Genomic DNA, 13,006 nt, shown 5'->3' with positions numbered 1-13,006 from the left:
AGCGCGTAGGCGGGGTCGGTTGAAGGCGAATTGATGCTACCGTCGGCATGCGTCTGGTTGATGAGCCACTGGACCGAGCTTGCACTGTGTGTGTTCGAGCCGAACACCCACGGCAGGTAACCTTGCGGGAAGATGGTGTCGATACCCAAATCCGTATCCAGAGGGCTGTCTGGATCGCGCCCAACTGCATACCGCTGCTCGCTTGTCAGATAGAACTGAGTCGGTGCGTTCGCTCGGAGGAACTGCGCCTTTGCTGCGTACTTCGGGTTGTCAGGGAACAGCAACGCCCCGCCATTCATGCCAAGGTACACGTCGCCTTGATCGGCCGCGTACTCGTAAGGCCAGAATGTCCAGGTCGCACTTCCTGTTGCCCGTTGCCACGAGCTACCCGAAAAACCGCTGGGGTTGATGTTGTGAGCCAGAACAAAATCAAGCGCTGCCCGAGCGTTGGCCCCGTACTGGGTGACGAGAGCTGTGCTGCCGGTCAGTTGACGGTCTCGGTACAGGAGATAGACAAACAGGGCAGAGGTTGCATCCACACCACGAACATCCGCGACGCCCGCGCCCGGGGAGGTGGGCACCGCATCATACGGCGGGGTCATCGAATAGACGTAACGCCAGCTTCCCTTCCATGCGGGGTCCACCATCTCTTCGCGAGCAGCGAGCCATGCGATACCTTTTTCCAGGCCGGTCAGGTATTTCCCGTCCCGCGTCGCCTCGTATGCCGCAGCAAGACCGATCAATGCATACTCCATATTGGAGTCTTCGTTCGCAGTGTCGCTGCCGGCTTCATCCGGAATTGCGCCATTCACGTCTTGCTGCGCCAGGATGAAATCCGCTATGTGCAAAGCCAAGGTGCGTTGCTGATCGGCTGGGGTCGTTGACGTTGTCGAAGTCGAGGTGGAAGTCGTGCCATGTTTGCCACCTTGTGCGTGCTGGGTCGCTCCCAGCGAATCGGTGCCCGAACCACCTCCGCAACCTGCAACCGTTATTGCCCCCGCGGCGAATAAAACCGACGATATGATATTTCGCTTCCTTCTTAAGAATGCCATGGTATTAAGTAGGTTGATCTTTAACAAAAACAAAATAAGCAAATCCCCCATCAGGGCGCGACTTGATGGCGCTCTGTAGTTGCGTTTGGCACGGAGGGGCCGCCCGATGATTCGAGCCCGACCGTTGCCCATGCGGCACAACGAGATGGGAACGCTAGGAAACTAAATGAATACCGCTGAGTGAGCGCCCCTTTTAAGGGCTTGCTCAGACCTTATGAGGAGGCCTTGGTGCATCGGCGCGCCGTTGTTTCGTATGACAATAGCGCACCGGCGAATTGAACAGTTGACCGCAGGAACCCCGTGGGTGGGATCGTCCATTCGCGCCGGTAATATAACCGTTTGAATTTTCTCAGTCCCGTAAGAATTTGTAACGCTCGTTTAGAACATCAGTGCGTCGCATGCTGATTATGTTCACACGAAATAGCGCTGAAAAACTGGGCCAATGAGTTGATCGTCCGCGTTATCTGTTTTACGCGCGCCCACAGATAGCGATTCTCACTTTCGAGAAGCTCGCGCTCTACCTTTCCATCTGCTTCATGCTGCTTGCCGAGGTTCGTCGGTCGTCAACACCACCGCGCCCCTACGTCGAGGTGCAGTTTCAACAAGCATAAGCACGACGAATATCCCCAGTGCGAGGCCTCCCATCGCGAAGTCAAAGACATGAGGCAATCCGAAATTCTGAGCGATATACCCGGCGATGACGGGTGCCACGCCTCCGCCAAAGATCTCGCCGATCCCCGAAATCAAACCGATCGTCGACGCGACGAGTCCTGCGGGAGCCGCTTCCGTTGCAATGGGGCCGCACAACAAACTCAGCAAGCCGATCGAACACATCGAGATACCAAACAGGAGTGCGAAGAGCTTCGCGGGATCCGCGCCTGTCCTCGCGAACATGAACAGCAGAACCGCCGCAACAGCGAACGCACCGATCGCAGCGACCTTGCGCCCCACGTAGTCGGAGATCCCGGACAAGCTGAACGAGCCGATGAAGCCGCCGAAACCCAGCGCCGACGCAACGAAGCCCATGCTTTGCGCGTTCAAGTGCAGCACCGTGATGAGGTACGTCGGCACCATCGCGCCGATGACAAAAATACCGGACATTGCGCAAAGCATCGCTGCGATTGCCACAACGACATTCCGATTGGCAAAAATCGAGCGCCACTGGGCTCTGGGACGATTGATTGAGTTTGCGCGCAACGTTGCCGCCCGCGGGCGATCGCGAAGGATCTTGGCACACAGCCCCGCCACGATCAGGCCCGGTACAGCGGAAACCATGAAAACCCAATGCCACGAGGGCATGACACGCAGCAACTGCGTGGCGAGAATTGGGGCGACGCCAAGCCCGAGCAACGAAAACATGCTCATTTGGAAGCCGAGGTTGAAACCCCGCCTTGAAGCGAGCGACGCTTCGCTGGTAGCCGCCACGCTGGCCGGCGTGAATGCGCCCTCGGCGATACCCATGATCCCCCGGATCAGCATGAGACTGGCGAAACCCGTCGCGAGACCGGAACAACTCGAGAGCAACGAAAAGGCGATCATCGTCCACACCAGGATCTTCTTGCGGCCGATTCGATCCGAGATCGGCCCGCTCGCGATCGCCCACGCCCCCCAGGCAACCGCCAGCACGCCGATCAAATTCCCGAGCTGCTGAAAATTCAATCCCAAGTCACGCATCATGTACGGGAACAATGGCGCGACCATCCATCGATCCAATCCGACCAACCCAAAACCAACCGCCAACAGCAATACCGTTTTCAACTCATAAGCACTATCGTGCTTTCCTGGCGTATCCATGTTCTCGTCTCCTCCAGTGAGGCCTTCGAAAGGGTTTCATTCGGTTCGGCCTGGCAATGCCACCAAAATCTATTTATTTCGTACTACTAACTATTTACGTCGAATTGCAATGGAAAAGCTTGTCCCTGCAGGGGGGCCGCTGCGTCTAAAGTTCGCGAACGGAACGCTATCGCCTCGCGGTCGATAGTTTGCTAGTCAAACGCGCTACACGATCGTGCAGGCTTCGTCGAACTCCAATCGAGGACTACGCGGAAAGAGCCCAGACGGATCGCCATAGCCAAGGCAGCATAGAAAATTGACACGCAACGACGTGCCTTCGAAAAACAGCGAATTGATAGCCGCCGCATCGAATCCCGACAGCGGTCCGCAGTCGAGCCCCAGCATTCGCGCCGCGAGAATGAAGTAACCACCCTGCAACGAACTGTTTCTGAAGCAAGTCTCCTCGGCGAGCGCGGGCCGATCCCGAAAAAGGTCCCCCGCATTCGGACGATGGGGAAACAGCTTCGGTAGTTGCTCGTAGAACGCCGTATCGTGAGCGACGATCGCCACCACAGGCGCGGTGCGGACTTTCTCCGCGTTGCCGGACAAAACCGCCGACAGTAGCCTCGTGCGAGCCGCCATCGAACGTACGAACATTACGCGCATAGGCGAGCAATTCATGCTCGTTGGCCCCCATTTGGCGAGTTCGTAAAGTTCACGCAGCGATTCGTCGGACACCGGGCGAGGAAGCCAAGCGTTCTGACTCCGGGCATGTGTCAACAATTGCGCTCGAGTCCGGCTATCTAGAGGGAGAGGCTCCGTCATCGGTGCGTACTCCAATTCAGCGTCACTCACAACGCCGCCCCGCCCTGCCGGCGGCTAGCGCCCACCATTAGAAACGCGACGACCGCGGGCGCATCGCTCTTGTTGCGCCACGCGTGCCGCGTACCCTGCTGCACGACGACATCCGTCGGACGTAGCAATGTCTCGTTTCCATCATCGACCTCCAACCAAATCTCTCCCGACAGCACGATCCCGTAATCGACCGTATCGGTCCTATGCATGCCAGGGCAATCGGGTTCGAACGTTCGCGCAAGGTCGGGCATTCGAGCAAGGCACTCCTCGCCCGCGGCGACGGGGTCGAAGCCGGGAGCGCTCATCGTGCTGTCGGGCGGAAACGTGACGACCAAAAGGCTCGTGCCGCCCGAAGGAGGCAGTAGATCGGTTTGCCCGTCGGTGGGATCGGCATTGCCAGAAGGCACGACAGGCGTAGGCGGTGTCGTCCAAACCTGCGCGAATGCGTGCCCCGGGATCGATTCGAAGTTAACGGTGCGCGGCGTGGCGCCATCGTAAACCACCACGGAGCGGCCTTTGTCGTCGTGACCGGTTACCACGCGTCGGATAGTCATCAATACACTCTATGCGGGAGGTGAAGAAAGGCCACACGCCCGGCCGGAAAGTCACTCGCCGGCCAGGGGCTCATGCCATGCTCAAGGGCAAATCACGTAATTGCTGAAGCCGCCGTTGCGATTCTCGATGCCGCCGAGTGCAGTGTTGATGTCTTCGAGCTTGAAGGTGCAATGCTCGAACACCGACAAATCGACCACACCCGATTCCACCATATCGGCCATCTCCTGCCCCTGTCCCGCCGTGAACCAAGCCGAACCGCTAAAGCGCTGATCGTTGTCCATCATGTAGTGCAGATTGATCGGGACTTCGCCCGCCACGGCGCCGATATTGATCAGATGGCCACCCCGCCGCAGCGTCTTCAACGTCTCCCGCAGTGTCTCTTGCGGTGCACCGGGCCCCAATGCGTCGATAACCGCATCGACGCCCGCCCCTTGCGTCACGCGCTCGGCCCACTCGCTGACCGAACCGTCATCGAGCGACATGACTTCGATGCGATCGGGCGCCAACGCCTTGACGCGCTGCAGGAGTTCCCGGTTACGCGCCGTGCCGAGAATCTTCTTCGCACCCATCGCTAGGCCGAAGAGCGCAACGCCGATACCCAGAGTGCCGCTGATGCCGCTCACGAGAATCGTGCTGCTGGGGCCGACCTCGGCCTTCTTCAATGCGCGATATGCCGTGCCCAAGTAGCCGAAACGCGCGGCCGTTTCGTGACTGAGATTGTCCGGAATGCTCACGAGGCTGTATTGCGGTGCAGTCATGTACTCGCACAGGCCGCCGTACGGATAATCGTCGAACAATGCCTGCGAACGTTTGCTGAAGCCGAAGTAGCCGTTGAACGTGTAGTAGGGACACGCCGTCGTATCGCCGGCGCGGCAAGCACGACATCCGCCGCAATAGCGCGCGGGATTGACGTAGACGCGATCGCCCGGCTTGAACGCATGGACCTGGCTCCCTACCTCTTCGATCACGCCTGTCGCATCGAGACCGAAGATAGCCGGCAGCTTCGGTAGCGGAAGATGCGGAAACCATTTTTCCCAATTGCTCAGGACGTTGCCGAGATTCGGCACGATGCCGCATGCCTTCACTTTTACGAGCACGTCGGTCGGGCGCGGCGCTGGAACCGGGATGTCCTCCACTACCATCGGCTCGCCTACGTTGTGCATGCGCGCCGCCCGCATCATCTTCGTCGCCATCGTTTGTCTCCTGTTTGTCAGTACGTGCACGATATGTATTTTTGTGCACAAATCAAATCATCGTTTACCTGAACATCACCGCAGCCCGTCGAGCCCTTGGATTTCCGAGGCCTGTAATCCACCGAGCCGCGCGTGCACGCGTCCGCCCGTCGCCATGGCCAGTGCAAACGCGATCTCGTTGCGGCGCGGGCCGTCCCACACCGTGACCTCGCACGTTCCGAAATGGCTGCGGACATAGGAGGCTTGAATGTGACCGAGCGGAACCATCAGACGTGTGCCCACTCCGCCGATGGTCTTGGCCGACGGCACGATCGCCTTCGGGCCGCCCAAGGTTTCGCGCATCGCCCAGCCGCCCGCCTCGTGCCAAACAGCGCCGTGTTCAAGTTCGCCGTCCTCGCCGACGATCGCGCCCTTTCCATATGCCTGCACCTTCGATGTACCGCCCAACTGCGCCGTGAGACGGGACGAAAGATCCGCTCCAAGCTGCCGCAACGCACTCATGAACGGCAAAAGATCAGGCTCGTACCGTCCCGCGTAAGGATTCGCGACGATCGCCGTCGCCACGGCAACCACCAGCGGCTCGCCGAGCCGCTCACCGCCTTCGTGCCAGATCTCTTCGATATCCAGCTTGACCTTTCTTACATTGACTAGCGACATCCGCTGCTCCGAGGAAATAGTTCGCATCCACTGCTTCGTCTAGATCGACTACTCAGCCGGCGTTATCTCACACGCCAGCGCTTGCATTATATCCATCACGGTGTAATATGCACAAAAATATCTTTTATGCCCATCAGGAGCGAACACATGAAACTGGTCTCGTACCGACACCAAGGCCAACCGGGATTCGGCGCAGTCAAGGGTGAGGGCATCGTCGATCTGGCGACACGGCTGCCGGCCGTCGCCGATCTCGCGGCGCTCGTATCGAACACGGCCGCACTCGACGAGGCGCGGCGGCTCGTCGATGCGGCCGAGGCTGACGACTTCGCGCTTACCGCGGTTGCGCTCGAGCCGGTCATTCCTCGGCCGAACAAGATCATCTGCGTCGGGATCAACTATGTTGCCCACGCCGCGGAGGCGGGACGCACGGTGGGACAGTACCCGGTCATCTTTCATCGCTTCGCTCAAACGCTCGTAGCGCACGGCGCGCCGATCATCCGGCCGCGCGTGTCGGAGCATTTCGACTTCGAAGCCGAACTCGCGGTCGTGATCGGCAACGGCGGCTCGCACATCAAAGCGGAAGATGCGATGGGTCACGTCGCCGGCTACACGTGCTTCAACGACTCGAGCGTGCGCGACTGGCAGTTTCATACGCACCAGTACGGAATGGGCAAGAACTTCCGCGGCACGGGTTCGCTCGGTCCCTGGCTCGTTACCGCGGATGAAATCCGGGACTATCGGGAATTGTCGATTCAGGGGGTGCTCAACGGCGAACGCATGCAAACCGGCAAGCTATCCGAACTCGCCTTCGACATTCCCCACCTGATCGCCTACGTCTCGCAGGCCCTAGATTGGCAACCCGGCGATATCTTGGCGACGGGCACGCCGAGCGGAATCGGTTTTAAGCGTCAGCCGCCGATCTTTCTGAAGCCGGGCGATACATTCGACGTCGTCATTCCGGGCATCGGAACGTTGTCGAACCCCGTCGCAGACGAGGCGTGAACGGGCAGATGCATGAGCATCCCTGCATCTAAACGTCCAACCAGTTGAACAAAACGCAAACGAGACATCCGGAGACATCCATGGCAGCGTTGCCGAAAATTCAGTTCACGCACTGCGGGATTTTTTGCAGCGACCTCGAAATGATGGTCGACTACTACCGAAAATTCCTGGGCTTCGTCGTCAGCGACAGGGGTGTCGCCTCGACAGGCCACCGTCTGTATTTCATGACGCAAGATCCCGAGATCCACCATCAACTCGTCTTGTTCGATGGAAAGCCGACCGATCTTCCGTTCAACCCCGTCAATCAATTGTCGCTTCTGCTCGATTCGCTCGCCGATTTGCAGTCGTACTATCGGCGGGCCGTGAAAGCCGGGGTCAAAGGCATTGAGCAAGTCGACCACGGCAACGCCTGGTCGATCTATTTCAAAGATCCCGAAGGCAACCCCATCGAGTTGTACGTCGATAGTCCGTTCTTCACCGCTCAGCCGTGCCGAGAACCGCTCGACCTCGACCTTTCGATAGACGAAATCCTGAAGCAGACCGAAGCGATGTGCCTGCGCCGTCCCGGGTTCTTGTCGCGCGAGGCTTGGATTGCCGAGATGCGCGAGCGGATTGCCGCCCAGCGCGTGGCGTTCGACGCTTGAGTACCAACCGGGCCTCTATATGAAGCGCAATTTTATCGGTGGCCACTGGCACGAAAGCACGGCATCGCGCAGCGACCTCAATCCGTCCGACCTGGACGATGTCGTCGGGGAATACGCCCAAGCCGATGCCGACGGTGCGCGAGCCGCCATCGAAGCGGCTCGCACGGCACAAGGCACGTGGGGGCATAGCGGCATTCAGGCGCGCTCGACGTCACTGGATTTCATCGGCTCCGAGTTGCTGGCGAGACAAACCGAACTCGGCACGCTGCTTTCCCGCGAGGAAGGCAAGACGCTTGCCGAAGGTATCGCGGAAGTGGCGCGCGCCGGCCAAATCTTCAAGTTCTTCGCCGGAGAGGTCCTGCGCACGGGCGGCGAAAAGCTGCCGTCCGTTCGTCCGCTGGTCGACGTGGAAGTCACACGGGAACCCGTCGGCGTTGTTGGCATCATCACGCCCTGGAATTTCCCGATCGCCATTCCGGCTTGGAAGATCGCGCCCGCGCTCGCCTACGGCAACTGCGTCGTGTTCAAGCCCGCGGATCTCGTTCCCGCATCGGCGTGGGCGCTCGCCGAGATCATTTCTCGCAGCGCAATTCCCGCGGGCGTGTTCAACCTTGTCATGGGACGCGGCAGCGTCGTCGGCAACGCAATCGTTTCGTCAGCCGATGTCAACGCCCTGTCGTTCACGGGCTCTGTCGAAACCGGGCGCACGCTGTTGCAACGCGGGGCGCAGCAGTTCACGCGCATGCAGCTCGAAATGGGCGGCAAGAACCCGCTCGTCATTCTCGACGATGCGGATCTCGATGTCGCGATCGATTGCGCGGTTCAAGGTGCCTACTATTCGACGGGGCAACGGTGCACCGCTTCGTCCCGGTTCATTGTGCAAAAGGGAATTTATTCCCGGTTCGTTTCTCGTCTGACGGAAGCGGTCGAGAGCTTACGCGTCGGCCATGCGCTCGATCCGCAAACGCAGATCGGCCCGGTAGTCGACGAGTCGCAGTTGCGGCACGACGAGGGCTATCTGAACATCGGCAAAAACGAGGGTGCCAAGCTTGCCTGCGGAGGCCAGTTCCTGACGCGAGACACCCGTGGCCACTACCTATCGCCTGCGCTATTCGTTGATGCGACACCGAAAATGCGCATTGCACGGGAAGAGATCTTCGGCCCCATCGCGTGCGCCATCGCCGTAGACAGCTACGAGGAAGCACTCGCCGTCGCGAACGACAGCCCGTTTGGGCTCTCGTCCGGCATCTGCACGAGCTCGCTCAAATACGCGGCGCATTTCAAGCGGCATGTGAAAAGCGGCATAACGATGGTGAACGTGCCGACCGCCGGCGTGGATTATCACGTGCCGTTCGGCGGAACGAAGGCGTCCAGCTACGGGCCGCGCGAACAAGGCACGTATGCGGTCGATTTCTTCACGACCGTCAAGACCGCTTACACAAAGGCATACTTCGATTAATACATGCGCCGGCCAAGACGACCAGCGCACCGCAAACGCTGCCGCGCGCGCTTGCGCAATAGCATTCCTTAAGGAGGAGACGTGGACTTCGATTTGATCATCGTCGGGCTCGGACCGGTAGGCGCGGTCGCAGCCAATCTGGCCGGCGAGGCCGGGCTGCGCACGCTCGTGCTCGAAAAGTCCGTGACGGTCTTCGATAAACCTCGTGCAATGGGCTTCGATCACGAAATCATGCGGATCTTCGGCAATCTCGGACTCGCCGACAAGCTTGCGCCTTACGTCATGCCCTATCGCCCTTCGGAATATCGCACGACCGATTCCAGCCTGATTCGCCGCATCGAGGCTGCCGAGCCGCCGTTCCAACTCGGCTGGGCACCCAACTACGTTTTCATGCAGCCCCAGATCGAAGGCATCCTGCGCGAGAACCTAGCCCGCTTCCCGTCGGTGACAGTCAAGCTCGGCGCGCAAGTCGAAGCCGTGACGTCGGGCGACGACGGGGCGTCGGTGACGGTTGTCGAATCGTCGAACGAGAAGAACCTGCCGAACGTACCGAGCACGTACCGATCGCACTATGTGCTCGCATGCGACGGCGGCACGAGCCCGATCCGCACGGGGCTCGGTTTGGAGATGGAAGATCTCGACTTCGACGAACCTTGGCTCGTGGTCGACATCGTCCTCAAGGACGGGTGCGGCGCAAGCCTGCCGGCGACGAACGTCCAATACTGCGAGATCGAACGCCCTTGCACATTCGTAGTCGGGCCGGGTCAAGTCCGGCGCTGGGAATTCATGATCAACGCAGGCGAAACGCCCGCACAAGCCACGGAGCCCGCGTTCGTCCGCCGGCTCATCTCGCGCTGGCTCGACGAAAGGGAATACGACATCTGGCGCGCCTCGGCTTATCGTTTCCATGCCCTCGTCCTGCGCCAATGGCGGTCGCAGCACGTGTTCTTCCTCGGCGACGCCGCGCATATGACGCCCCCGTTTCTGGCGCAGGGGATGTGCCAAGGCATCCGTGACGCAGCCAATCTCGTTTGGAAGCTCACGCTCGTCAACCGCGGCGCGGCCGGTCCCGGCCTGCTGGACACCTATCAGGCCGAGCGGCTCCCGCATGTGAAGCAAACCACGCTCGTCACGAAATCACTCGGCAAGGTGATATGCGAGCGCAATCCCGTAGCTGCACTCGAGCGGGATAAACGCCTGCTCGAAGAAATGGCCGCCAATCCGCGCGGAACCATCAGGCAATCTTTGATTCCCCCGCTCAACGCGGGCCTCCTCGCCGCATCGAGTGACGGCCCGCGCGGTCAATTATTTCCGCAACCGCTCGTCAAAACCGCAGACGGTCGTCAATGCCTGCTGGACGAAGCGACCGGCATGACGTTTCGCATCGTCGTCGAGAACGACACCGATGCAGCCATCATCGAACGCATGGTGGCGCAATGGGATGCACTGAGCGATATTCCGGCGGCGCGGGTCGTGATCGGCACTGAACCGCTCAAGGCCGGTGCACCGTCATATGCCTATCAGGACGCCGATGGCGTACTCGTCAGTTGGATGCAGCGGCATGGTTGCGCCGTAGTGATCGTGCGGCCCGATCACTACGTATACGGCGGCTGCCGCAAAGCAGAAGACGCAGTTGCGATGATCAGTGAGTTGGCCGCTGCGCTGAGGGCGAGCAATGCTCACGAATATTCCGCAACCTCAGCCTGCGCCTGATCGAAAACGCACTCTGTGCAGCGCGAGGGATCCTACCCTCGCGCTTTTTTTGTTTACGCGGTAAAACACTTCAATCTTGCATATCGATCAATTTTGCGCATAAAATGCGTCTCATCGACAAATGCGTAGTCAACTCAAACCCATGGACTCGACATCCGCTTCGAATGGTGTACCGCTGATCGATGTAGCCTTCGCCCGGATGAAGACGTCCATCATCCGCTGCGAACTCGCGCCGGGCACCCGCCTCAAGGTCGAAAGCCTCTCCAAGGCATACGGCCTCAGCAGCTCGCCGATCCGCGAAGCCTTGAACCGGCTCGCACAAGACGGCATCGTCCAAGCGACGGAAAACCGTGGGTTCTGGGTCGCCCCAATCAGCATCGACGATTTCAAAGACATCACACGGCTGCGCGTCCTGCTCGAACTCGAGGCGCTCAGCGATTCGATCGCGCATGGCGACGAAGAATGGGAAGTGACCGTGCTCACGGCCTTTCATCGATTGAGCCTCGCGGAGAAACGTCTCGGCTCCGGCCCGGTAGCACTCGACGACGACTGGTCCGAACGCCACCGCGCCTATCATATGGCGTTGCTGTCGGCCACGCCCAGCGCTCTGCTCTCCAATATGGTGGCTTCGCTCTTCGATCGCGCCGAACGGTACCGCCGCTATTCCGCACTGCATCGAACCGAAGAGCGCCATAAGAACAGCGAACACGAGGCACTGATGAAGGCTGCGATCGATCGAGACGCGGAAAAGGCTGCGCGTCTGCTGCGCAAGCATATCGAAGGCACGCTGACACGTGTCACAGGCGCGCTCGAGCGCCAATTAGCGACGGTCCAATAAGCAAGTGCCGTGCTGATCTGAAACCGCACGGCGCCTCCTTTGTGGCGATATCGGCAAGGCAACGTTTTGTCTCACCTGGCCGACATTCGCGTCCTCAAAACATCGTTTGCATGCCGATCCGGCCGATGAACTGCGAGCGGCCGCTCGACGGGCCGAAGGTCCCGTTGATGGCTGCGGTAGCGCCAGAGTTGGTCAACTGATAGGCGCCTTGAACATAAACCGCCGTACGCTTGGACAGGAAATACTTGGCAACGGCGCCAACTTGATGCGCATGGTTGTGATCCACCCCTGCATTGCCCCACATATAGGTGTAGGCGAGGCTTGTGGAAAAGGCCGCCGTAAAGCGATAGAGCGCGCCGACTTCCACGGCGTTCACCGCCGCACCGTTCTGCGTGTTGCGCGTATTGGTGAAGAGCGCCGTCAACAGCAGTTTCTGTCCGTTGTATTTCGCACCGAAGCCGAAGTTGCGAATGCTGTCGCCGAGCATCGCCGCGTAGCGAACGTCCGTATAGGCTGCACCGAATGCGAACGGCCCGGTGGTGTAGCTCGCACCGAAACTATCCGCGCTATTCTGACGAAAATTCCCGGCAGTGCCGCCAAAGGCGTACATGCCCCCGAACCGCAGCCCTCCGAAAAGCGGACTCGTATATTTCACCGAATTATTCAGCGGGGTATCGCCGTTCATCCGATCGAAATCGAACGCCTCATCCGGTGGTGAATCTGGAATGCCCAGCTTGGCAAACGGGCCATCGCGAAACTGATAAAAGCCGCCGCCATACATCGCTATATCGGCGCCCACGTCTGCAAACAGCGTGTCGACCATGAAGTCGTATTGGCGGCCGAGCGAGAGCTTCCCGTACCGATCGTTATCCAGACCCACCCACGCATTTCGCGCGAATAGACCGACTCCGGAGCCGCTGCCGTTCGATTTCTGGGAAACGAGCGTTCCATTCAAAGAGAACTGTGTCGTCAACTGAAAAACCGCGCGGGTGCCGTTGCCCAGGTCTTCCGAGCCCTTAAACCCCATCAGGTTCGGCAGCGCGATGCCGTCGTCCATCCTCCATGCGGAATGTCCTCCGATATTGCTGATGTACGACACGCCGGCATCGAGCAAGCCCCACAGCGTCACGCTGCTTTGAGCGTGCGCACTCGGCACGGCGCCGACACACGTTCCCACCGCGACTGTCGCCGCGGCCATGATGCGCTTCTTCACTATCGTCTCCTCCGGTTACATTGCTCAGATCACATTTAACGCACAAACAGAC

Annotated in this window: 12 protein-coding genes; 5 read left to right on the top strand and 7 right to left on the bottom strand. The window is 59.7% G+C overall.

The features are described 5' to 3' along the window. From VGL01_RS11100 to VGL01_RS11075, 6 genes are all read right to left on the bottom strand, one after another. On the bottom strand, positions 1-1,052 hold a 1,052-nt coding region (locus VGL01_RS11100), incomplete at its 3' end, for a hypothetical protein (protein WP_414720226.1). Between the two features lie 534 nt (positions 1,053-1,586). After that, a complete protein-coding gene (locus VGL01_RS11095; protein WP_331569208.1) occupies positions 1,587-2,846 on the bottom strand; it encodes an MFS transporter in 1,260 nt (419 codons plus the stop codon). A 204-nt stretch (positions 2,847-3,050) separates the two neighbouring features. After that, positions 3,051-3,650, bottom strand: a complete 600-nt coding sequence (locus tag VGL01_RS11090) for a malonic semialdehyde reductase (RefSeq protein WP_331569206.1) — start codon at positions 3,648-3,650, stop codon at positions 3,051-3,053. A 26-nt stretch (positions 3,651-3,676) separates the two neighbouring features. Continuing rightward, on the bottom strand, positions 3,677-4,234 hold the full coding sequence (locus VGL01_RS11085; RefSeq protein ID WP_331569204.1) for a cupin domain-containing protein: 558 nt from the start codon (positions 4,232-4,234) through the stop codon (positions 3,677-3,679). Positions 4,235-4,315: 81 nt separating this feature from the next. Then, on the bottom strand, positions 4,316-5,428 hold the full coding sequence (locus tag VGL01_RS11080; RefSeq protein ID WP_331569202.1) for an alcohol dehydrogenase catalytic domain-containing protein: 1,113 nt from the start codon (positions 5,426-5,428) through the stop codon (positions 4,316-4,318). 75 nt (positions 5,429-5,503) lie between these two features. Then, positions 5,504-6,085 carry an amino acid synthesis family protein gene (locus tag VGL01_RS11075; RefSeq protein ID WP_331569200.1) on the bottom strand — a complete coding sequence of 194 codons (582 nt, stop codon included), beginning with the start codon at positions 6,083-6,085 and terminating at the stop codon, positions 5,504-5,506. Positions 6,086-6,232: 147 nt separating this feature from the next. Between VGL01_RS11075 and VGL01_RS11070 the strand changes: the two genes are divergently transcribed. The 5 genes from VGL01_RS11070 to VGL01_RS11050 all read left to right on the top strand — a co-directional run bounded on the left by VGL01_RS11070 (position 6,233) and on the right by VGL01_RS11050 (position 11,741). After that, positions 6,233-7,087, top strand: a complete 855-nt coding sequence (locus VGL01_RS11070; RefSeq protein ID WP_331569198.1) for a fumarylacetoacetate hydrolase family protein — start codon at positions 6,233-6,235, stop codon at positions 7,085-7,087. Between the two features lie 80 nt (positions 7,088-7,167). Next, positions 7,168-7,731, top strand: coding sequence for a VOC family protein (locus VGL01_RS11065; RefSeq protein ID WP_331569196.1), 564 nt, complete (start codon positions 7,168-7,170; stop codon positions 7,729-7,731). A gap of 19 nt (positions 7,732-7,750) precedes the next feature. After that, entirely contained in the window at positions 7,751-9,190 is a 1,440-nt protein-coding gene (locus VGL01_RS11060) for an aldehyde dehydrogenase family protein (protein ID WP_331569194.1), read from the top strand. 81 nt (positions 9,191-9,271) lie between these two features. Continuing rightward, positions 9,272-10,903, top strand: a complete 1,632-nt coding sequence (locus VGL01_RS11055) for a bifunctional 3-(3-hydroxy-phenyl)propionate/3-hydroxycinnamic acid hydroxylase (protein ID WP_331569192.1) — start codon at positions 9,272-9,274, stop codon at positions 10,901-10,903. 142 nt (positions 10,904-11,045) lie between these two features. Continuing rightward, the gene (locus VGL01_RS11050; protein ID WP_331569190.1) at positions 11,046-11,741 is read left to right on the top strand and encodes a GntR family transcriptional regulator; all 696 of its coding nucleotides are present in this window, start codon (positions 11,046-11,048) and stop codon (positions 11,739-11,741) included. A 94-nt stretch (positions 11,742-11,835) separates the two neighbouring features. On the opposite strand, the gene VGL01_RS11045 is transcribed toward VGL01_RS11050, so the two are convergent. Then, a complete protein-coding gene (locus VGL01_RS11045) occupies positions 11,836-12,954 on the bottom strand; it encodes a porin (protein ID WP_331569188.1) in 1,119 nt (372 codons plus the stop codon). Between the last annotated feature and the right edge of the window lie 52 nt (positions 12,955-13,006).

The organism is Trinickia sp., from assembly GCF_036503415.1.
In the GTDB taxonomy this organism is placed as follows: Bacteria; Pseudomonadota; Gammaproteobacteria; order Burkholderiales; family Burkholderiaceae; genus Trinickia.
The sequence above is the reverse complement of the archived record's forward strand: the minus strand, read 5'-3'. Positions and strand labels throughout refer to the sequence as shown.